Here is a 20225-nt window from a genome sequence, read left to right as displayed (position 1 = left end):
GCCCCCAACTACAACACCAACCCCTACCAGCAGCAGGCCCCCAGACCGAGAAGACCAACACCCTAGCGATTCTCAGCCTCGTTTTTGGTTTCCTGGTGAACATCGTCGGTATCGTGCTTGGCTTTGTTGCCCTCAACCAGATTAAGCGAACCGGCGAGAAAGGCCGCGGCCTGGCCATTGCCGGTATCGTCGTGGGCTTCATCAGCCTGATCAGCGGCATCATTTTCGCTATTCTCATGATTGCTGGGCTCAACGAGGTTGCCAAGTCCGCAGCTACCTACGAGTCATCGGCTGCCGCTGCAAGCTCGTCCTCTGCTAGCGCCCTGGCTACCGAAGAGGTGAGTGAAGAGGCATCGGCAGCTGCCGACGAGGCGTCCGCCCTGGCCTCCGATGCAGCGACCACCGCTGCCCTTGACCCCGCCTCCCCCTACTGTGTTGCTCTCGATGAGTTCCTGGTCGCCTCTGATGGCATCCAGCAGGATGCCACCACCTTAGACGGTTACCTGGCCTCGCTGACCAAGCTTCGTGACAACGCTCCTACCGAAGAAATGCGAGCCTCGCTGACCACCGCTATCGATGCTGTCAATGCCTCTGATGCAGCTACCTTTGAGTCTGCCCTGAACGAGGTTGTTTGGGATCTGGGCATGGACGCCGTCAACTGCGGCCTCGAATAAACCCCGCTCAGCCCCCCAACGACAAGGGGCCCCGCACCGGGAAGGTGCGGGGCCCCTTTGTGTTTTTAATCGGTCATCTTAACGGTTGCCTGCCGAGGTGCCACCAGGGGCATGGGCTCATATTCAGCGCGCAGGGCCCGCAGACGGGCCACGTGAGCGTGAAGGGCCCTATCTTCATCGGTAGTGGGCGTAAAGGGGCGGGCCGGTAGGGGCTGGCCGTCAAGATCGGTTGCCATGTAAGTCATGGCGGCGTGGATCGCCAGGGGTAGCTGGTCGTGGCGTTCCCTCGGATTACCGGCGCGCAGGTGCACCATCACACCCATGGACCGCGCATCGGTACGGACCAGGCGGGCGGTCACTTCCACCAGGTCCCCGATGTGCACCGGCTGGTAGAAGCGAATTCCACCGGCGTAAACAGCGACAGTGCGCTCGCCGCTCCAGGCCATAGTGACGCTGGTGGCTGCTTCGTCAATCCATTCCATGGCGGTGCCGCCGTGTACGTTTCCACCCCAGTTCACGTCGGTGGGCTTAGCCAGGAAGCGGTGGGTGACTTCAGGTGCGGTGGACGCGCTCGTGTAGGTCTGAGAAGTCATTTCGGCTTCAATGGCCTTGCGGAGTTCCACGCGAGAGAGCGCCGCCTGCTGCACCCGCTTCTCCTCGTCGGTCACGGGCACGTAAGGAGTAACAGGGGTAGGTTTGCGGTCTTCGCCCATGGCAACGAAGATGACCAGGCAGTCGCAGGCGCGGGTGAAGTTGCCGTCCCTGGGGTCAGCGGAGAGCACTTCGTTAACGATATGCATGGTGGAGCGGCCGGTGTAGACAATGCGGGAGCGCACCTCGACCATGTGCCCCGAGGGGATGGGGCGGGTGAAGTGAATATGCCCCACATAGGCGGTGACGCAGTAGGTGCCCGACCAGCCGGCGGCACAGGCGTAGGCGGCCTTGTCGATCCATTCAAGCACGCGTCCGCCGTGTACGCCGGCTGAGCCTGCGATGATAACGTCGGTGGGTGCTGCGAGAAAACGTAGGGTGATGGAGGGCTGCGGGGCAAGCTGGGCCATAGAGGATTTCTTTCTGGTCCTGCGCGGTAAACGGTGCGGACGCCCCACCCGCTCCCCTGCCCTGGGGCGGGTGGGGCGGTGGTGGCGTCCTTGCCACCGGGCGATGCCGCTACGTGATTGTTATATCGTACGGCATGCGCTGCTATTCACGGAGCTGCGTCTCACCCAATGTCATATTACTTGATATTGAAAGTAATTGAGTTTTAGACTGGGTTTCAGCACGTATCTTCAAAGGAGAAGAGATGAAACCCATCAAACCAGCAATAGCAACCCTGGCTCTACTCACACTAGCGGCCTGCAGTTCACCGCAGGCAGCAGAACCCACCGGTACAGCACAGAGCCAGAGCAGCACTACGTCCACCTCAGCTCGCTCACCAGAGAGTAACGCAGACACCTCAACCAGTTCGGCTGGCACCGAACTAGTTACAGCCACCAGCGATAACCTGGGCGATACATCACCAGAAACACCCAGCAATCTTACCCAGCAGCTTGCCGAAGGAGGGCTCGTGATTGTGCACCGGTACACCGGGGCGATGCGCCCATCCAACCCCTCGCCAGCACCTGAAGGTTTCATCGATGACGGTCAGCGCATTTCCGAGTCCAGCATCGAGAGCATGAACGAGCTTGCGGCAAAATATGAGGAGTTAGGAATCCCGGTTTCTAGCGCTCTCTCCAGCGAATACTATTTTGTCTACCAGCACGCTGATCAAGCCATGGACGTGCCGGTTGAAATCAACCGCGACCTAACCGGCTCCCTCAACTTCACCGATGACCAAGAACTTGAAGCCTCACTCCAGGGCCTGCGCAACCGCACCGTTACTCCCCCACCTGCGGGAACCAACACCGTCCTTTTTACCCACCAGGGTAAATTCGATAAAGCCTACGGTTTCTACCCAGACGCAGGCTGGACCCTCATCTTCGCTCCCGATGGAAGCGGCACCCCTCATTTGATAGCCAGCATGCCCCTGGATGAGTTTTTAGAACTGTAACGCCTTACTTACTTCACGTAGCCCACCACCCTGCGGGTTGAGACAGACTATGCTGACCAGCCCGCACACTATCGCCATTCAAGCGGAAGAGCACCTATGAATCATATGATCCGCCAGGCCACCGTCATCGTCATCGGCGGCGGACAGGCCGGCCTATCGGCCAGCTACCACCTAGCCCAGCGCGGCTACGCCAATGCTCTGACCCACCCCACAGCCCCACTCACCTACATCACCTTCGATGCGGCTGAAGGGCCCGGCGGCGCCTGGCGCCACCGCTGGGACTCCCTGACCATGGCCACCGTCAACAACATCTTTGACCTCCCCGACTTTCCCCGGCCCCATGTAGAGCTGACCGAGCCCAGCAAACGGGCTATCCCCTCCTATTTCGCCGACTTCGAGGCAGCCCAAGAACTGGCTATCGCCCGGCCGGTCGCCGTCCTTGCCGTTACCGCGACCGGCAACCCCGACCTACCCTTCGAACTCGCCACCACCAACGGCACCTGGCAGGCAGCAGCAATCATCAATGCCACCGGCACCTGGAATAACCCCATCTTGCCCGCCTACCCGGGGCAGGCATCCTTTCAGGGGCGGCAACTTCACACCCGCGACTACCTACGACTCGAGGACTTCGCCGACCAGCGGGTCGCGATTGTGGGCGGCGGTATCTCAGCGGTGCAACAGCTTGAGGAAATCTCGCGGGTTGCCACCACCTTCTGGTACACCCGGCGCGAACCGGTCTTCCGCAAAACCGAGTTCAATACCGAATACGGGCGTGACGTGGTAGCCCGCGTCACCGCCGACGCTGAGGCTGGGGTCCCCACCGGGTCGGTCGTCAGCTACACCGGCTTGGGGTGGACGCCCTACGCCAGGGCCGCCAAAGCCCGCGGCGCCCTGAACCGCCGCCCCATGTTCGGCAGCATCGACGCAACCGGCGTGATTGAGGCTGACGGTAGCCACACCAACCTTGACACTATCCTGTGGGCTACCGGGTTTAAACCGGCACTCGCCCACCTTGACCCGCTGCATCTGCGCAACGAGCTGGGCGCCATTCAGATGGACGGTACCCAGGTAGCCGCCCAGCCCCGTCTACACCTCATCGGCTACGGCCCCAGCCAATCGACGGTGGGGGCCAACCGGGCTGGTCGAATCGCGGTGCGCAAGCTCCACAAGCTGCTGACCCGCTAGCGGGCTCATCACCCGTTTCTCGGCCGCTGCTACCGACCCCGCCCAGAGACCGACCGGTTGAGAACGAATGAGGGCAGCAGTGCCAAGGCCGAAATACAGGCCAGGGCCGGGAAGGATGTCGCTGCCATAATAAATCCCGAAGCCAGGGCAGCGGTTGCCGCGCCCAGGTTGGTGAGAGAGTCCAGACCACCGGCTGCCCGGGTGCGGCTTTCAGCCGGCAAGGACGCCGCAAAGAGAGCGGAGGCCGCAACAAAGGTTGCCGACCAGCCCAGCCCCAGCAAGATTAGGCTAACCACCATGGCAGTTTCCCGGTGCGGGGCGATAGCGCCAAGGGCTACCGCTGCTAAGAGCAGGACGGTGCCGATGAGTATCATGGTGCGCTCCCCCAGCCGGTCTGCGCCCAGCCCCATCAGGGGTGAGAGCCCGTACATGCCCAGCACGTGCAGGCTGATGGTCAGGCCGATAATTTCGATACCGGCACCCTGGTGGTTCATATGGACCGGGGTCATGGTCATCACCGACACCATCACCATATGCGCACACAGCAGGCTGATGGCAGCAGTCCGAGCCTGCCGGTTGCCCGCAATTTCGCGGGTAAAGGCCCCGATTTTAGTGCCCAGGGTGGGTTTCTTCGGGGCGGACGCCCGCTCCTCCCGCCCTGCCCCGGGTAGGCCGGGTGCGGCGTCCTTGCCTGTACCGGGTAGGAGGGTGAAGACCAGCAGGGTCGCGGCGGCCATAGCCATAGCCGCCAGGGCAAAAGCTGCGCTATAGAGGTTGGTGCCCAGGGATGGCGCGAGCGCGGCTGCCGGGGTGCCAATGTTAGGGCCGAGGACGGAGCCGATGGTACCTACCCAGACGATGAAGCTGAGGGCTGAGCCGCGGTTGGCGTCGGTGGCGTGGTCGGTCGCTGCGAAGCGGGCTTGGAGGGCGGCGGCGGAGCCTGCTCCCATAAGGAGCAGGCCCAGGGCTACCGGGGTGATGCTGGTGGTGGAGGCTGCGAAGGCCAGCAGGGTGGCGCCGATGCTTGCGGTGGCCCAGCCGGTGGTGAGGGCGGTACGGCGGCTGGTGCGGGCTGCAAGGTTGGCTAGCGGTATGCCGAAGAGGGCAGCCCCGAAGGTGGAGGCGGTGCGGGCAATCCCTGCCAGTGCCTCGTTCTGGGTGACTTCACTAGCTAGGAGCACCCCGATGGAGGGGGCTGCCCCTACCCCGATGGTGCCAAAGACCTGGGTGAGGGCCAGAGCCCAGAGGACGCGGCGCTGCTGGTGGGTGTTCATGAGTTTTAGTTTACTGAGGTGCGGCAGGGTTCAGGGTCCTTGCCCCCCGGAATTCACTGTGTGAAGCAGCCTCCTCTGCGCTGTGGGTTTTTCGCTACTATGAGGAGCTATGACCCTTACCCTTTGGCTTTCCCTTGTCGCTGCTTGCCTGGTGATTTCTTTGACTCCCGGTGCCGGTGCCGTCAACACCATGACGACCTCCCTGCTGCACGGCTGGAAGAAGGCCTTTTTCACGGTCATGGGCCAGCAGCTGGCCCTGGTGGTGCAGATCGCCATTGTGGCCGCTGGCCTGGGCGTAGTGGTCGCTAATTCGCCGGTACTTTTCGATGTAATTCGCTACGGTGGGGCTGCCTACCTGGTTTACCTCGGGTTACGCATGATTCTTGCCCGCCCTGAAACCCCGCAGCAAGCCCGCGACGAGGCAGAAAGTGGGGCGGGTGCGTCCGCCCCGGCGGGGAAAGGACGCCGCACCCGCGTGATCGGGCGCCTGGCCCCGGGTGCTCCCCTGGCTCTTTTTAATCGGGGCTTCTGGGTGAATATGTCCAACCCCAAGGCCATCGTTTTTATTCTGGCCTTCATGCCCCAGTTCGTGCGGCCGGACGCCCCGCAGCTGCCCCAATACCTGGTGCTCGCGGGCACTATGGTTGCCATAGACATAGTGGTCATGTGGGGCGGTTTCGCTGTGGTTGCCAAATCCCTGACTCAGCTATCCCATTCTGAGCGGGGGCAGAGAATCTTGAACCGGGTCTTTGGGTCCCTCTTCATTCTGGTGGCTGCCCTCATGGTTTTTTCAGGGCACTAGGGTTCCCGACTGGGCATGGAGGGCATAGACTGGTTGTACGACAAAGGAGTGTATTTGTATGACAACATCGACTGTAACTGTGCGAGTTGACGAAGCAACCAAGCGCGAAGCAGCCCGTATTGCCGAAGACTTTGGGTTAGACCTATCGTCCATCACCCGCGCCTTCTACCGCCAGGTAGTACGCGAGCAGCGCATACCGCTTACCCTGGAATATCCCCAGCCAAACGCAGAAACCCAAGAATCCATCTCTGATTCACTGACGATGGAAAAGGAGGGCACCAGCAGATTTAAGAATGCCCAGGACATGTTTAATGACCTAGGAATCTAATCGTGCTTCTACCCGAATACACACCAGCTTTCGCACGAGATATTAAAAAGCTTCAGAAAAAACGGGTCAACCTTGAGCATCTGAAATCTGTCACTGAGCTAATTTTGGACAATTCACCGGATTCCATGGAAGAACTGCGGCGTCGCCACCGAATGCACACTTTGAAAGGCAACTGGGCAGGCGCAAAGGAATGCCACGTGGCAAATGCCGGTGACTGGCTATTAATCTGGAGAACAACCAAAACTCACGCATATTTCCTGCGAACAGGAACACACGACGACCTCTTTTGAACCATCATGCCCTTTATGGGGCTACGAGTTTGAGCCACTGGCAGACCACCAGGTCTTTGGGAGTTACGGGCATGCCCTCATCTCCCTGTGACCAAAAAACTCGGTGGGCCTTCCACCACTCATCCCAGCTGTCAAAGCCTTCACCCTCGGCCCGCACAAATTCGTTGGTAACATCGTGAGCTTCCACGAGTTCCAACCGGGTTGTTTCAAGTAGGCACACGGGCTGACCGGCTGAGTCAATCACCAGCTCGGTCTGCCCCACACCTGGCAGATCTTCGCCAGATTCCACGTAGTGCCTGTAAAGAGAAGAGGTTACTGTTTTCTGCCCGTTCAGAAGCGCTTTCACCAGCTTATCCCTGAGAGGCCCAGGCTCCCCGTACTCCCCCACCGTATCTGCATCGGGCAGACTAAAGCCTTCCCGGCTATGCTCAGGCAGGTCAGCTAACCAGGCCAGGGCACGCTCCACCACCAGGCTAGTCAGCCCCAGTGAATAAGTTGGCCAGGTCGAATCGGTGAAGAGGTGCTCAGCTCCCTCGTAGATTTCGCAGCTGGCTGAAGCTGATGAAGCAGTGTAGGCGAGGGCTGCCGGAGCGTCCTCAGCAAACCAGGTATCAGCGCCACCGCCATGAATCGCCACCGGGAAGGAAACCGGCAGGGCACCGGGCAGGTAGGTAGGGTCAACGAAGCCCTCCAGGGCGAGCAGGCCCTGGGCGCGGGCATCCGTCTGGGCCAGGGTCTGGGCGACCATCGCCCCCAGAGACACCCCTGCTACCACAAAGGGGCCGGTGAGTGCCGCTACGGCAGCCTGCGCCCGGGCCAGGAGCTTTTCAGGAGTAAGCTGCTGGTAATGGGTCATACCTTCTTCGATGGTGGTGAAGCGGTGCCCGTCGTACAGGTCAGGGGTAAAAACCAGGTGCCCGGCAGCCTCCAGGCGGTGAGCGAGCGCGCGGACGCCGTCCGTCAGCCCCGCTGCGTGATGGAAAAGGACGATGGTGGTCATAGCCTTCTCTCTTCCCTGACCTGTGTACCTGGGTCAGCTCGTTTGGTTATACGTTACTGTATAGAAGCCCCACCCCTTTACACTGGGATAAACCGCCCTAATCAAGCTAGAGGAGTTATTGTGGCCCGAATCGGTCTTATTCTTGGGTCTACCCGTCCTACCCGCATTAGCCCGGCGGTGGGCGCCTGGGCACAGGAGCGGCTGGATGCCCTGGGTAACCACACCTACGAAATCATTGACCTAGCGGAGCAGAACCTACCTCACTTCGATGAGCCAGCTTCCCCTAAATCGGGGGCTCCTTACCAGCACCAGCACACCCGCGACTGGTCTGAGCTGGTTTCTGGCTTTGACGGTTTTGTGGTGGCCCTGCCCGAGTATAACGGGGGTGTACCTGCCGTACTCAAGAATGCTATGGACTATCTCTTTGCCGAGTGGGAGGGCAAGCCGATTGCGGTGGTGTCCTACGGTTTTGGGGCCGGGTTGAAGTCGGCGGCCCAGTTTGAGCTAGCCTGCCCCAACTACGGCCTGGTGCTGATGCCAGCCGCCGTCAATATCAAGCTGAGCCGGGCCATGTACGATGCCGAGGGTAAGATAGCGGATGCCGCCACCGCCTTTGCCGACTACGAGCAGGGCCTACCCGCCCTGGATACGGCTTTGAGTGAGGCTCTACAGTAAGCCCAGGTGGAGAGGTTAGGACCGCAAGATTTTTTCGAGCGGACGGCCCTTGGCTACCTCGTCAACGAGTTTGTCGAGGTAGCGAATCTGCTGCATGAGGGGGTCTTCAATCTCCTGCACCTTATAGCCGCAGATGGAGCCGGTTATCAGGTGCGCGGCGGGGTTGAGCTGGGCTGAGGCGAAAAAGTCACGGAAGGACGTCCGCTCCTCAAGGTGGCGGGCCAGGTCAGCAGGGCTGTAACCCGTCAGCCAGCAGGTAACGGTCTCTACCAGGGCGGTGTCCTGGCCCTTGCGCTCTACCTTGGCCAGGTAGTGGGGCCATACTTCAGCTAGGGGCATGTCAAAGATTTTGTGGGTCATGATCCCAAGCTTAGTGCCCTGCCCCCACCTGCGGTAAACCTGTACAGTAGGTAGCGGTGATAAACCCTTTGCTGTCTATCTTCCATTCACTCTGAAAGGCCCCATGCGACCAGATTCTAAGCCCACCCCTCGGGCGCTCTTCCGTATTTTTGCTACCGCTGAGATGATTACCTGGGCCCTGTTGATTACGGCCCTGATTCTGCGGGGTACCGGCGTGACCAATATTGTGCCCATTGCCGGTGGTATTCACGGGTTTGTTTTTCTGAGCTACTGCGTGGTGACGGTGTTTACCTGGGTGAAGCAGCAGTGGAAGGCTCCCGTGGGCATCGCCGGTCTGCTTCTGTCGGTGATTCCCTTTGCGACGGTTCCCTTTGAGCTTTTCCTCGATAAGCGGGGTCTACTGCGCGGGGGCTGGCGACTGGCACCTGGCGGGGCGGCGCCGTCCGGCCTGCTGGAGAAAGCTCAGGCCTGGGTGCTGGCCAAGCCTGCCCTGGCCAGCGTCCTGCTACTTGCCTTCGTGGTTCTGCTCTTCGTGGTACTCCTGCTGGCGGGCCCGCCCGTGCCCAAGAACTAACAAATACTAAGGCTATCGACAATCGCTACCAGCGCAGCTAGAATCAGAACTAGGTTCAGAAGTGTCGTTACCACTTCTAAACCTCCTCTATTTGATTTTGAACGTACCGGGCAGATTTGCCCGGTACGTTTTTATCTTAACAGCATCATGCCGTCTCAAATAGACCTAAGTGGTTGATGCTGAATCACCCTTTTACCCTTGGTTCGTCTTAGGCTACGTGGCCTATATGACGCACTTTCGCGTACCACCAATCTTTGGATGTGCTTGTACTACCTACTTGCGATGGAGAACTTTGAACAGGTACAGGGGTAGGTGTCCTCCATAAACATGCGGAAACAACTCGGAACTAGGATTAGAAGGGTCTGCTGGTTCCCATCGAACAGTGAACCCAGCAGGCTCTAATTTACGGGGGTCGATTTCAAGGACGAGAATATCTGGCCTGTCACCATAGATGAAGTCTGAAACTCGCTTTACCTGATCCATATCCGCGCAAGCATGCAAGAATCCCTGCTCGTTGATACTCACTCCACGCGTAGAATGAACCCACACCTTAAGTTTCTGCGCTTGTTCCCATTCTTCGGGCAAAGCTATGTGATAAATCGTCACTAAAGTTCCTCCGAGAAACGTGCACTACCTGTTTTCAAATACCAATACCTCTACCCTGATTTGGCTGCTTACAGATTCAAATGAACTTTCAAAGCCTCATCTAGTTCCCAAACTTTATTTCTCGATAAGGTACCAATATAGTCGCCAATACGATCCACAGATACTGTTCTTATAAGTTCTGTTTGGGCTTTTGAGTCGGTAGATAGGCCGATTTCGTCCTGGGTCAAGAGCACCTGAAACGAAGCAATAAATCTAGTATTAGAGGTCAATGGAACAACCGTCAGCGTCCCTATACCGTGATGGGCTACATAAGTATTCGATTCATCCCTACTTACGATGATGGCTGGCCTTTTCTTGTTGGGTTCATTCCCTCGGGCAGGCTCAAAATCTACCCAGTAAACGTCGCCCCGTCTCATACAAGACCGTCTCCTGAAGTCTGACCCCATACATCTTCTTCACCAGACTCTGCCCATTCCCGATGTGCTCTGGCGTATTCATCAGTGAGGTCTACGGATGTCATCTGATCAATGGCTGCTTTAATGGCAGATGACCGAGAAGCAAATTTCCTTTGTGCGATAAAACGGTCGAGAGCCTCAACCGTTTCGTCCGCTAAGCTGATACTAATTTTGGTGGTCATACCTCAATCCTACCGACTGGGTTAACTGCTGCTCAAGACCTCAACCCATCAGGCACACGCCCTGCTCCCGCCCGTATGGCATAATGACCAGGTTAGACACACTGACTTTTCGAGGAGACCCTGTGGGTGTTGAGAGCGAACGTTTTGCCCGGTTGAAGCTACTGTTTAAGAACGAGGGCCTGCAGAAACTTCAGGATTCCACCGTCATGGTGCTGGGTCTTGGCGGCGTAGGTTCAGCCTGCGCGGAAGCTCTGGCCCGCGGCGGTGTGGGTAACCTGATTGTGCTGGACCGCGACGTCGTGGAAGAAAGCAACATCAACCGGCAGGCCCTGGCCTTTACCTCCACCCTGGGCAAGGTCAAGGCCGAGGTCATGGAGGGCATGATTAAGGAGATCCAGCCCGACTGCGCCGTCACCGCCGAGCGGGTCTTCCTCACCCCCGATAACCTGGCTGAGACCCTGGATAAGTTCCCCCGCCCTGACTACGTCATTGACTGCATCGACACCATCACCCAGAAGCTGGCTGTCTACCAGTGGGCTGCTGAGCGGGGCCTGAACCTAGTGGCCTCCATGGGCGCGGCGAACCGTCTTGACCCGACCATGCTCCAGTTCGCTAATATCCGCCGCACCTACAACTGTTCTATGTCGAAGGTGGTTCGCGCCGAGTGCCGCAAGCGCCAGATTTACGGTCTTGAGGTACTCTTTTCCACCGAGTTGCCTTTCAAGGTGGAGAAGGCCCCCGGGGCAAAGGCTAAGGGTGAGACCCTGGGGTCGATGAGCTACATGCCCCCGATTATGGGGCAGATGTTGGCGGGTAAGGTGATTCGTCAGCTGGCCGGTATGGAAAAGATTCCGGCACCTCCCTACCTGGGTTCCCAGGCGGGAGAGAAGGACGCCGCAGGTCAGCACCTGCCTCAGCCCCGCTAGTATGCTGCTTGATACCCACTTTCACTATGACTTCCTGGCCCCGGCGCTTCGGTCAGCGTTTGACGAAGCGCTGCGGGCCCAGGGCGTCCAGGTGGTTGCCCAGACCCTGAAGCCCTCAGCCTACCGGGAGCTTCGGCAGGTGACTGCCCCGAATGGCCCCCTGCTATCTCTCGGTTTTCACCCCTGGCAGGTGGCCTCGCCTACCCAGGTTGAGGCTGAGCTTGAGATTTTTGAGGCTGAGGTGAGAAGCACCCGGTTTATTGGTGAGATTGGTTTAGATTTTCTGCCCCGCCGCCTTGAGTCCTCCCCTGCCGACCTACAGGTAGAGACCCTGCGCCGCATTGTGAGTGCGGTTCTCCAGGCAGCGGATGGGCAACCAGCTGAGAAGCCCTATGTGCTGTCTTTGCACGCCGTCCGCGCAACAACGGTGATGCTTGATCTTTTTGAGGAGCTTGATGTGCCCAGCTCCCCTCTTGTTCCGGTGGTTCACAGGTTTGGGGGCACGAGTGACGAGCTGACCCGGCTGGTGAGGGCAGGTGGGTGCATTTCGGTTCATCCGCAGATGGTTGAGAGCAAGCGCGGACGGGCGTACGTCCGCCAGGTGCCCGCTGACCGCCTGCTGTTGGAGACAGATTTGCCCGAGCAGCCTACCGATGCGCTTGACGTCCAGCTTTTTGCGCAAGATGTGGGCGGACGCCTGCGCCGCCTTGTCGAGCGCATTTCGGCTGAGCGCGGCGAGGACTTTGCCCCGATTTTGCGAGAGAACCAGAGACGGCTCTACTCTCTTTAGCACCCCAGGCTCACTGGCTGAGCCCATTGAGGGCATAAAAATAGTCTCGGCAATTCTTGATTGCCGAGACCTTAGTGGTGGAGGTAAGGGGATTCGAACCCCTGACCTTCTGCATGCCATGCAGACGCGCTACCAACTGCGCCATACCCCCGTGGAGCTAAGGGGATTCGAACCCCTGACCTTCTGCATGCCATGCAGACGCGCTACCAACTGCGCCATAGCCCCTTATTCATTTATTCCCCGCTCTCGCGGCGACTGTTCTATCTTATGGCACCCACAAGGGCTCATGCAAATCGAGACCCCACCAGCGCCTATGAACTGCATCACATAATATTCATAGGCTGTTCACCCTCTGTCAACGAAAGGACGCCCCACCCTACTCCCCTAACGCAGGGAAGTTGGGTGGAGCAGGCTCGCAGCGAAGCTGCTGGCTCGGATGAAGTGAGCGGGTGCGAGCGCGCGAGCACACAAGAGCGAACGAAATCCGCCGCAAGGCGGGGCGTGAGGGTCAGGCTTGCGCCTATTCCGCCCGCAGATTTGTTTCCTCGCGCGCTCGGAATCTGCTGGGCTCCATCCAGCGCGAGCCTGCGCAACCCCTCTTACGCTAAGCTTCTAGTCTTCGCGCTGGTTCATCAGGTCCGCTTCGGGAGTGATGATTTCGAAGTCAGCTTCGGCGCCTTCGGTGTCAACGGCACCGGCTTCGCTGTCTAGGCCCAGGTCGATGCGGGGGGCGTCGCCCCAGAGGCGGTCGAGGGCGTAGAAGGCGCGGTCTTCTTCGTGCTGTACGTGCACTACAATGTCGCCGAAGTCCAGGAGTACCCAGCGGCCTTCTGCGCGGCCTTCGCGGCGCAGGGGCTTGAGGCCCAGTTCTTCACGGAGCTTATCTTCAACCTCGTCAACAATTGCGTTGACCAGGCGTTCGTTGTGGGCTGAGACGACCAGGAAGCCGTCGATCAAACCCATAATGTCAGAAGCGTCAACGGCCAGCAGGTTGGTACCCTGCATGTCGTCAGCCGCGCGTGCGGCTACCTTCAACGCTTCAATAGACTCTGCAGCTGCAGTCATTTCGCCCTTTCCGAGCAAATCATTCCCCAAACTTTTTGGGGTCTCATTCAACTAAATCTTTACCTGAAGAAAAGGAACCACACGGTAGCCAGCACAAGCACGAGAAGCAGGAGGCCCACGACGGCTACGATTGCGCCGGTAGATCGCCCCTCTGATGTTTCTGGGTTGTAGGTTGCTGCTGCTTCTTGTTCCACTTCGGCAAGGTCGCCGGAGGGGGCTTCGTCCGTCTGTTTGACGGTGCCTGCGAAGTTGAAGCGCTGAGCGTCTTCTTCCTGGTCGGGGCCGGGGGCCGCTGCCGGGGTCTCAGGTGCAGACTCGGTGGTCTCTTCGTCCTCTTCTGCCTGCGGCTCGTAGGTGTACCCTTCGGGGGCCTCGGCAGTTTCTTCAGAACTATCAGAGTCTACCGCACCGGTGCTGTCACTGGCTAGGGTGCTGGCGGCTGGGTCAGTCACATCGGCGCTGTCGATTTCGGTAAGGTCAAGGCCCTGGGCATCAACTGCGCGGACGGGCGCTGGTAGGTCTGGTGTGTGCTGGCCAGCGGTAAAGAGTTCGGTAACAGGCCCGCTTTGAGCTTCTTCTTCTAGATCCGCTTCACTTTCTTCGGGGCTGTTTGCGCGTTGTTCTTCGTCCTTGGTCTTGGCGCGGGCGATGATGGCGGCTATAGCATCGGGGTTAGTGGTGACGGTCGGGTCCCCCTCGGCAACAGATTCCTCTACTACCTCAAGGCCCTCTTGGATCTCGCTAGTGCTGGTTTCTTCAGGGGCCTCACGATCAGCTTCGACTTCTTCCTCCTGAAGCTCATCAACACTGACGAAGTCACTTTCACCGGTGATCTCACCGGTTGCTGAAGCAAAGTCATGAGTTTCAGTGGCGTCAGCTACCTCAGAGTATTCAGTTCCCAAGACCTGCTGGTCAATGTGGGCCAGGGGGTCTTCGACGACGGTCGCGCGGGTGCTGTCGAAGTCAACATCAAGCTTTTCGCCTTCCCCGCTGCTGATGCTACCCATCTGTGAAAGATCAACCAGGGAACGGGCGGGGTCTTGTTCCACCTCGATACCCTCGATAGCGCCCATAAACATGGGAACCTCGGGGAGCTCTTCGTCGCCACGCTGAAGGGCGCGCAGGTATTCGGCAACCTCTTCGTAGTAGCGGCTGAGACGGCGCGGGCCCATGGGTCGGGTGGGGGGTGGAATCTCTAGCCCGTCCTCGGTGACGTAGCTTTCGGTGAGGTAGGCGGGTGTCTCGTCGTTCTGGCCGTCTGCGGCCTGATCGGGTCGTGTGCTCACAGTGTTTCCTTGAGTGGGATGCCTGGTACTTGTGCTTAATGCTACCAAGCCAGACAGGTGGTCACTGCTCTTTGGCCGATAGCGTGCGGTTTTATTTGAGGCGAGGCAGGCCAGCTACATACCCACTGCCCTGGGCGCTGGCCGAGTCGCCGGTGTAGAGATGGTACTTGTGGATGTATTGCACCACCCCGTCCGGTACGAGGTACCAGACGGGCAGCTCGTTGCGGGCTCGGTCACGGATGTCGGTTGATGAGATAGCCATTGCTGGGATTTCGATGACGCGGACGCGCCCCTGCGCCTCTTCAGGCACGGTCAGTTCGTGCCCGGGGCGGGTAACGGCCACGAAGGTGGCAAGATCCCACATCTTGTGGGCGTCCTTCCAGGTGGTAATTTGGCTCATCGCGTCGGCACCGGTGATAAAGAAGAACTCGTCATGGGGCCGCTCGGCTCGCAGGTCGGTGAGGGTGTCGATGGTGAAGGTGGGGCCCTGCCGGTCGATATCAACTCGACTCACGGTGAAGCGCGGGTTTGAGGCAGTGGCGATAACGGTCATCAGGTAGCGGTGTTCCGGTGCGGTGACCTGTTTGTTGGCCTTCTGCCAGGGGTTGCCGGTGGGCACGAAAATTACTTCGTCGAGGCTCAGCACGGCAGCGACTTCGCTGGCTGCAACCAGGTGCCCGTGGTGGATGGGGTCAAAGGTACCGCCCATGACGCCCACGCGGGTGGTTGCGGGGTCGGGTTCGGGGATTCCGAGCTCACGGCGGATCTCATGGGCGGGACGAATCACGGGTCTCCTGCTCGCTGTTGTATGTACGGCTTCGGCGCGGGCCCGCCGCCCCGGTTACCGGGGATGGTGCGGGCACCGCGCCGAAGTATGGTGGAGAAATGTTTAGCGCTTGTGCTTGCTCTGGTAGTCGCGCAGGGCCTCGGTCTCTTCGTGGGAGAGGTGGTCTGCTGCGTGGTCAGGGCGTACAACGCCGCGGCCTGAGAATGAGATGGTAATCAGGAAGAGAATGCCGAAGACAATGAAGCCGATGATGGCGAACCAGTAGGTGGGCATACCGAGCAGTTCGAGCTGGTGGCTACCTTCTTCTGAGGCAAGTACGGTGGCGCCTGATGCAAGTACAGATGAAAACATGTGTGTGTACCTTTCGAGGCTGGGCGGTGTGTGGCCGCGCCAGTGCGGTCAAAGTATGGGTTTATCTACCATGCTACCGGGTTTTGCGCTCTATGAGCGGGACTTTACCCGGTAGCAGGTGCGATTTTTCTGCTTTTAGTCGCGGCTGTGCCAGTCGCCGCGCACAATCCACTTGGTGGTGGTGAGCTGCTCTAGGCCCATCGGGCCGCGGGCGTGCAGTTTCTGGGTCGAGATGCCAACCTCAGCACCCAGGCCGAACTGGCCGCCGTCCGTAAACCGGGTCGAGGCGTTCACGTACACTGCCGCGGAGTCAACGTCGCGAATAAACTTCTCGGCATTAGCGATATCGTTGGTCAGAATCGCCTCGGAGTGGCCGGTGGAGTATTCGCGGATGTGGGCAATAGCGGCGCGCACATCAGGCACGGTCTTAACAGCCAAGTCCAGGGAGCCGTACTCGGTGGCCCAGTCTTCCTCGGTTGCCTCTACCGCATCTACGCCCTCGGGCAGGATAGCGCGGGTGGCGGCGTCCGCATGCAGGGTAACCCCCGCTTTAGCCAGGGCCGCAAGGACGCCCGGGGCGGCTTTCGCGCCCTCGGCCAGGAGCAGGGTTTCTACGGTATTGCAGGTACCCGGCCGCTGGGTCTTAGCGTTGACCAGAATCTCAGCGGACTTTGCCGGATCAGCGGTGACGTCGAGGAAGATGTGGCAGTTGCCCTCACCGGTCTCAATCACCGGCACCTTAGCGTTCTGCACCACCGACTGAATCAGGCTGCGACCACCCCGCGGAATCAGCACATCGATATACCCGCGGGCCAGCATCAGAGCTGCAGCGCCCTCACGACCAAACTCGTCCACCGACTGCACCGAGTCAATCGGCAGGCCGGTAGCGTGCAGGGCATCACGGATAATACGAACAATCACCTGGTTGCTCTTGGCAGCAGCTGAACCGCCGCGCAGCATCACCGCATTACCGGCCTTAATAGCTAAGCCAGCGATATCAACCGTTACGTTGGGGCGGGCCTCATAGATAGCACCCACCACGCCCAGGGGCACCCGCACCTGCTGCATCCGCAGGCCGTTCGGCAGGGTTGAACCTCGTACCAGCTCCCCCACCGGGTCGGGCAGGGCAACCAGCTCGCGCAGGGCGTCCGCAAGCTCAACCACCCGGTGCTCGGTCAAGCGCAGGCGGTCCAGCATGGCCTCGCTCATACCGGCTTCCCGCTCCCGTTCAAGATCCTGGGCGTTCTGCTCGATAATCACCGCCGTATGCTTTTCGAGTGAATCGGCAACAGCCAGCAAAGCCCGGTTCTTCCAGCGGGTATCGGCCTTGGCCAGACGTCGGGAGGCGATACGGGCGTCCACCGCCATATCGGTGACCTGCCGCATCACATCGTCACTCACGTTTACCTGCTCGCCCATGAGCATCTCCTTACGTATAGGGGTTGAACAACCTTGAAACTATCCTACCGGCGCACCCGCACAAGGGCCCAGTATTACTAGGGGCCGGTGATTACTACTGGGAGGGGCCCACCAGCGCAATATTATCGGCGTGCGCCACCGTACCGTCGTAGGTCTCCCCCATGGTGCGCTGAATCTGCTCGGTGTGCAGACCCACCATCTGGGCGGTCTCACCGGCAGTATAAGAACTCAGGGCATGAGCCAGCACCTCGCCGCCCTCATCAACAATCGCCACGGGGCTGCCACCCTCAAACGAGCCCTGAACACCCAGCACACCGGCTGCCAGCAAAGAACGACGGCGGCGCAGGGCGGCAGCAGCGCCCGCATCCACGGTAATTGAGCCCTCAATATCGGCCAGGTGCTCCAGCCAGAGGGTCTGCACCGGGCGGCGCTCGCCGGTGGCGTAGAACCAGGTGCCGACGTCCTCACCGGCAAAAGCGGCGCGGGCGTGAGCCGCGCTGGTCACCAGGGCAGGAATTCCGGACGCCGCCGCCACCTGGGCAGCCTTCACCTTCGTCACCATGCCACCGGATCCCACACCGGCAGACCCCACCGACCCAATCGACAGGCCAGCCAGGTCAGCTTCGTTGCGCACGCTGCTCACACGTTCGCCGCCCTGGTCGGGGTGACGGGTGTAGAGGGCATCCACATCAGAGAGCAGAAGCAGGGCGTCGGCTTTGACGGTGTGGGCCACAAGGGCTGCGATACGGTCGTTATCGCCGAAGCGGATTTCGCGGGTTGCTACCGCATCGTTCTCGTTGATAATGGGCATGACCCCCAAATCGAGCAGGCGCTCTAACTGGCGGTGGGCGTTCTGGTAGCGGTCCCGCGCCATGAGGTCTTCAGCGGTCAGTAGCACCTGGGAGACGGTGACGCCGTAGCGGGTAAAGATATCGGTGTAGCGGCTCATCAGCAGGGACTGGCCGACGGACGCCGCCGCCTGCTGGGTTGCCAAATCTTTAGGACGGCGCGACAGACCCAGCGGAGCCAGGCCGGCAGCGATAGCACCCGAGGACACAAAGACCAGCTCGATAGAGGGGTGCTCTTTTTTCTTCTTAGCCAGCACATCGGAGATAGTGGCGATAGCCAGCTCGTCCAGGGAGTTTTCGATAGAGGTCAGGGACGAAGAGCCAACCTTCACCACAATCCGCTTAGCCCGTGGCATATCGGAGCGTTCGATGATGGGGCTGCGGCGGTGCTTGCCGCGTGACTCGGCGCTGGCCTGGAAGGCGTCCTTCAAATCCAATTGATTAGCTCCCTTAAAGTGTTAACTTTAGCTTCTATGAATATACAGCAGAGTCGCCCCGGGCACACTACCCGGGGCGACTCCTTACACATAGTGAAATAAGAGCGGGGCGAAGAAAACCGCCCTAGCCCCTCTTACTCTTCCTCTGCCGCGCGCTTGGCAGCCCGCTTTTCAGCCTTAGCTGCCTTGGCCTTAGCGGCACGGGCCTCGTCGACAGACTCGGTCCAGATACCCGCCACGCGCTCAGCCTCAAGCTCGGCACGAGCCTCAGCCTTGGCGTCCATACGCTCATGGAACTCAGCCTTGCGCTGGGCACGGGTGGGGCGAATGATTTCCTCAAGACGGGCATCGGTACCGCGCGGGGATGAGAGCAGCTCGGCGCCGCCAACCATGGTGGGCTCCCAGTCAAAGACCACGGCGTCAACTTCTTCACCGATCACCACGGCATCACCGGCAACAGCACCGGCCTTGAAGAGCTCATCTTCAACGCCCAGGCGGTTGAGGCGGTCAGCCAGGTAGCCCACGGCTTCGTCGTTGTTGAAGTCGGTCTGCTTAATCCAGCGCTCCGGCTTCTCACCAATGACTCGGAAGAGGGGCTCAAGGTTGCGCTCTTCCTTACGGATGATGAATTCCTGGCGCTTCTTGGAGCGGAAGCCCTTGGGCTTGACCACAGCAACATCTTCTGCGGGGGCGCTCTTGCTCTTCTTGCGGGCCTTGCGGTCTGCTTCAACCAGCTCTGCCATGGCGAAGGTCAGCTGCTTGAGGCCCTCGTGGGAGGCGGTTGAGATTTCGAAGACCCGGTAGCCGCGCTCTTCAAACATGGGGCGGACGAACTCAGCCAGCTCACGCGCTTCGGGCACGTCAATCTTGTTGAGCACGATAATCTGGGGGCGCTCGTTCAGAGGGACGGTGACGCCGGCAGTGGGGTCAACCTCGTAGTTTTCCAGTTCACCACGGATGACGTCGAAGTCGCTGATGGGGTCGCGGTTGGGTTCTAGGGTGGCGCAGTCAATCACGTGCACCAGGGCGCTGGAGCGCTCAACGTGGCGCAGGAAGCGGTGGCCCAGGCCCTTACCCTCGGAGGCACCCTCAATCAGGCCGGGAACGTCAGCTACGGTGTAGCGGGTGTCGCCGGCTTGGACCACACCCAGGTTGGGAATCAGGGTCGTGAAGGGGTAATCAGCGATTTTGGGGCGGGCTGCTGAAATCGCGGCAATCAGGGAGGACTTACCGGCTGAGGGGTAGCCCACCAGCGCGACATCTGCAATGGATTTGAGTTCCAACACGACATCGCGGGTGGATCCGGGAATACCGAGCAGGGCAAAGCCGGGGGCCTTGCGCTTGGTGGAAGCTAGGGCGGCGTTGCCCTTACCGCCGATGCCGCCTTCTGCTGCGACGAATTCATCGCCGATGCGAACCAGGTCGGCCAGTACGTTTCCGTCACGATCCTTGACGACGGTGCCCTGGGGAACGGGCAGAATGAGGTCCTGGCCGTTGAAGCCGTGGGACATATCGCCGCGGCCGATGTCGCCGTTGGGGGCGCTCTGGTGGGGGCTGTGGTGGTATTCAAGCAGGGTGGTGGTCTGGGCATCGACGCGTAGGATGACGTCGCCGCCCTTGCCGCCGTTACCGCCGTTGGGGCCACCGAGGGGCTTAAACTTCTCACGGCGAACCGAGACACAGCCGTGCCCACCGTGCCCACCGGTTACGTGTAGGACCACGCGATCTACAAATTCTGCCACGAGTGCAAGCTCCTTCAATAAAGTTTGGTTTGGTTATCTAGTTTACAGGGTCGCCCCGGTGCCGGTCTGTGGCCGGACGCTCCTTGGGCGGCTTTGCGGAGGTGAGGTACGCAAAAGGG

At 59.9% G+C, this 20225-nt stretch carries 24 protein-coding genes and 2 tRNA genes; 10 read left to right on the top strand and 16 right to left on the bottom strand.

Annotated features, from left to right (window positions below; genetic code table 11):
- Nucleotides 1-95 precede the first annotated feature (95 nt).
- Nucleotides 96-674 (top strand): DUF4190 domain-containing protein, encoded by a 579-nt coding sequence (locus ACRCJM_RS08890; protein WP_431464636.1) that lies wholly within the window; start codon nucleotides 96-98, stop codon nucleotides 672-674.
- A 65-nt stretch (nucleotides 675-739) separates the two neighbouring features.
- Here ACRCJM_RS08890 and ACRCJM_RS08885 read toward each other — a convergent pair whose 3' ends face one another.
- Nucleotides 740-1735 carry an acyl-CoA thioesterase gene (locus ACRCJM_RS08885; RefSeq protein WP_431464635.1) on the bottom strand — a complete coding sequence of 332 codons (996 nt, stop codon included), beginning with the start codon at nucleotides 1733-1735 and terminating at the stop codon, nucleotides 740-742.
- A 242-nt stretch (nucleotides 1736-1977) separates the two neighbouring features.
- Here ACRCJM_RS08885 and ACRCJM_RS08880 point away from each other — a divergent pair, with 242 nt between their 5' ends.
- Both ACRCJM_RS08880 and ACRCJM_RS08875 read left to right on the top strand, forming a co-directional pair.
- On the top strand, nucleotides 1978-2724 hold the full coding sequence (locus tag ACRCJM_RS08880; RefSeq protein WP_431464634.1) for a hypothetical protein: 747 nt from the start codon (nucleotides 1978-1980) through the stop codon (nucleotides 2722-2724).
- Nucleotides 2725-2820: 96 nt separating this feature from the next.
- A complete protein-coding gene (locus ACRCJM_RS08875) occupies nucleotides 2821-3909 on the top strand; it encodes an NAD(P)-binding domain-containing protein (RefSeq protein ID WP_431464633.1) in 1089 nt (362 codons plus the stop codon).
- A 29-nt stretch (nucleotides 3910-3938) separates the two neighbouring features.
- On the opposite strand, the gene ACRCJM_RS08870 is transcribed toward ACRCJM_RS08875, so the two are convergent.
- The gene (locus ACRCJM_RS08870; protein ID WP_431464632.1) at nucleotides 3939-5183 is read right to left on the bottom strand and encodes an MFS transporter; all 1245 of its coding nucleotides are present in this window, start codon (nucleotides 5181-5183) and stop codon (nucleotides 3939-3941) included.
- Nucleotides 5184-5292: 109 nt separating this feature from the next.
- Between ACRCJM_RS08870 and ACRCJM_RS08865 the strand changes: the two genes are divergently transcribed.
- From ACRCJM_RS08865 to ACRCJM_RS08855, 3 genes are read left to right on the top strand one after another with little or no spacing between them, the layout of a single operon-like run.
- Complete coding sequence (locus tag ACRCJM_RS08865; RefSeq protein ID WP_431464631.1) at nucleotides 5293-5985, top strand: LysE family transporter; 693 nt, start codon at nucleotides 5293-5295, stop codon at nucleotides 5983-5985.
- 58 nt (nucleotides 5986-6043) lie between these two features.
- Entirely contained in the window at nucleotides 6044-6313 is a 270-nt protein-coding gene (locus ACRCJM_RS08860) for a type II toxin-antitoxin system RelB/DinJ family antitoxin (RefSeq protein WP_237201319.1), read from the top strand.
- Nucleotides 6314-6315: 2 nt separating this feature from the next.
- Nucleotides 6316-6603, top strand: a complete 288-nt coding sequence (locus tag ACRCJM_RS08855; protein WP_431464630.1) for a type II toxin-antitoxin system RelE/ParE family toxin — start codon at nucleotides 6316-6318, stop codon at nucleotides 6601-6603.
- A gap of 13 nt (nucleotides 6604-6616) precedes the next feature.
- On the opposite strand, the gene ACRCJM_RS08850 is transcribed toward ACRCJM_RS08855, so the two are convergent.
- Nucleotides 6617-7603, bottom strand: coding sequence for an alpha/beta fold hydrolase (locus tag ACRCJM_RS08850; RefSeq protein ID WP_431464629.1), 987 nt, complete (start codon nucleotides 7601-7603; stop codon nucleotides 6617-6619).
- 120 nt (nucleotides 7604-7723) lie between these two features.
- Between ACRCJM_RS08850 and ACRCJM_RS08845 the strand changes: the two genes are divergently transcribed.
- Complete coding sequence (locus ACRCJM_RS08845; protein WP_431464628.1) at nucleotides 7724-8278, top strand: NADPH-dependent FMN reductase; 555 nt, start codon at nucleotides 7724-7726, stop codon at nucleotides 8276-8278.
- 15 nt (nucleotides 8279-8293) lie between these two features.
- On the opposite strand, the gene ACRCJM_RS08840 is transcribed toward ACRCJM_RS08845, so the two are convergent.
- A complete protein-coding gene (locus ACRCJM_RS08840) occupies nucleotides 8294-8638 on the bottom strand; it encodes a DUF2200 domain-containing protein (RefSeq protein WP_237201324.1) in 345 nt (114 codons plus the stop codon).
- Between the two features lie 103 nt (nucleotides 8639-8741).
- Here ACRCJM_RS08840 and ACRCJM_RS08835 point away from each other — a divergent pair, with 103 nt between their 5' ends.
- On the top strand, nucleotides 8742-9212 hold the full coding sequence (locus ACRCJM_RS08835; RefSeq protein WP_431464627.1) for a DUF3817 domain-containing protein: 471 nt from the start codon (nucleotides 8742-8744) through the stop codon (nucleotides 9210-9212).
- 273 nt (nucleotides 9213-9485) lie between these two features.
- Here ACRCJM_RS08835 and ACRCJM_RS08830 read toward each other — a convergent pair whose 3' ends face one another.
- The 3 genes from ACRCJM_RS08830 to ACRCJM_RS08820 all read right to left on the bottom strand — a co-directional run bounded on the left by ACRCJM_RS08830 (nucleotide 9486) and on the right by ACRCJM_RS08820 (nucleotide 10455).
- Complete coding sequence (locus ACRCJM_RS08830) at nucleotides 9486-9818, bottom strand: DUF952 domain-containing protein (protein WP_431464626.1); 333 nt, start codon at nucleotides 9816-9818, stop codon at nucleotides 9486-9488.
- Between the two features lie 68 nt (nucleotides 9819-9886).
- Entirely contained in the window at nucleotides 9887-10234 is a 348-nt protein-coding gene (locus tag ACRCJM_RS08825) for a type II toxin-antitoxin system PemK/MazF family toxin (RefSeq protein WP_237206552.1), read from the bottom strand.
- The gene (locus tag ACRCJM_RS08820) at nucleotides 10231-10455 is read right to left on the bottom strand and encodes a ribbon-helix-helix domain-containing protein (protein ID WP_237206551.1); all 225 of its coding nucleotides are present in this window, start codon (nucleotides 10453-10455) and stop codon (nucleotides 10231-10233) included. The genes ACRCJM_RS08825 and ACRCJM_RS08820 overlap by 4 nt, the downstream gene beginning before the upstream one ends.
- Nucleotides 10456-10577: 122 nt before the next feature.
- Between ACRCJM_RS08820 and ACRCJM_RS08815 the strand changes: the two genes are divergently transcribed.
- Both ACRCJM_RS08815 and ACRCJM_RS08810 read left to right on the top strand, forming a co-directional pair.
- The gene (locus ACRCJM_RS08815) at nucleotides 10578-11381 is read left to right on the top strand and encodes a tRNA threonylcarbamoyladenosine dehydratase (protein ID WP_431464625.1); all 804 of its coding nucleotides are present in this window, start codon (nucleotides 10578-10580) and stop codon (nucleotides 11379-11381) included.
- A gap of 1 nt (nucleotide 11382) precedes the next feature.
- Entirely contained in the window at nucleotides 11383-12171 is a 789-nt protein-coding gene (locus ACRCJM_RS08810) for a TatD family hydrolase (protein WP_431464624.1), read from the top strand.
- A 75-nt stretch (nucleotides 12172-12246) separates the two neighbouring features.
- On the opposite strand, the gene ACRCJM_RS08805 is transcribed toward ACRCJM_RS08810, so the two are convergent.
- The 9 genes from ACRCJM_RS08805 to obgE form a co-directional block, all read right to left on the bottom strand.
- Nucleotides 12247-12322 (bottom strand) — tRNA-Ala (locus ACRCJM_RS08805).
- 1 nt (nucleotide 12323) lies between these two features.
- Nucleotides 12324-12396 (bottom strand) — tRNA-Ala (locus tag ACRCJM_RS08800).
- Nucleotides 12397-12783: 387 nt separating this feature from the next.
- Nucleotides 12784-13236: a ribosome silencing factor gene (gene rsfS / locus ACRCJM_RS08795; protein WP_135013821.1), complete on the bottom strand. Its 453-nt coding sequence runs from the start codon at nucleotides 13234-13236 to the stop codon at nucleotides 12784-12786.
- Between the two features lie 59 nt (nucleotides 13237-13295).
- Nucleotides 13296-14522 carry a hypothetical protein gene (locus tag ACRCJM_RS08790; RefSeq protein ID WP_431464623.1) on the bottom strand — a complete coding sequence of 409 codons (1227 nt, stop codon included), beginning with the start codon at nucleotides 14520-14522 and terminating at the stop codon, nucleotides 13296-13298.
- Between the two features lie 91 nt (nucleotides 14523-14613).
- Nucleotides 14614-15309, bottom strand: a complete 696-nt coding sequence (nadD, locus tag ACRCJM_RS08785) for a nicotinate-nucleotide adenylyltransferase (protein ID WP_431464622.1) — start codon at nucleotides 15307-15309, stop codon at nucleotides 14614-14616.
- Between the two features lie 102 nt (nucleotides 15310-15411).
- The gene (locus ACRCJM_RS08780; protein ID WP_185174615.1) at nucleotides 15412-15660 is read right to left on the bottom strand and encodes a hypothetical protein; all 249 of its coding nucleotides are present in this window, start codon (nucleotides 15658-15660) and stop codon (nucleotides 15412-15414) included.
- Between the two features lie 135 nt (nucleotides 15661-15795).
- Complete coding sequence (locus ACRCJM_RS08775) at nucleotides 15796-17079, bottom strand: glutamate-5-semialdehyde dehydrogenase (RefSeq protein WP_431464621.1); 1284 nt, start codon at nucleotides 17077-17079, stop codon at nucleotides 15796-15798.
- Nucleotides 17080-17173: 94 nt separating this feature from the next.
- Complete coding sequence (gene proB / locus ACRCJM_RS08770) at nucleotides 17174-18283, bottom strand: glutamate 5-kinase (protein WP_237205360.1); 1110 nt, start codon at nucleotides 18281-18283, stop codon at nucleotides 17174-17176.
- Nucleotides 18284-18498: 215 nt separating this feature from the next.
- Nucleotides 18499-20106, bottom strand: a complete 1608-nt coding sequence (obgE, locus tag ACRCJM_RS08765; protein WP_431464620.1) for a GTPase ObgE — start codon at nucleotides 20104-20106, stop codon at nucleotides 18499-18501.
- Nucleotides 20107-20225 lie beyond the last annotated feature (119 nt).

Origin of the sequence: Rothia sp. L_38 (assembly GCF_050689125.1) — a bacterium.
In the GTDB taxonomy this organism is placed as follows: Bacteria; Actinomycetota; Actinomycetes; order Actinomycetales; family Micrococcaceae; genus Rothia.
The sequence above is the reverse complement of the archived record's forward strand: the minus strand, read 5'-3'. Positions and strand labels throughout refer to the sequence as shown.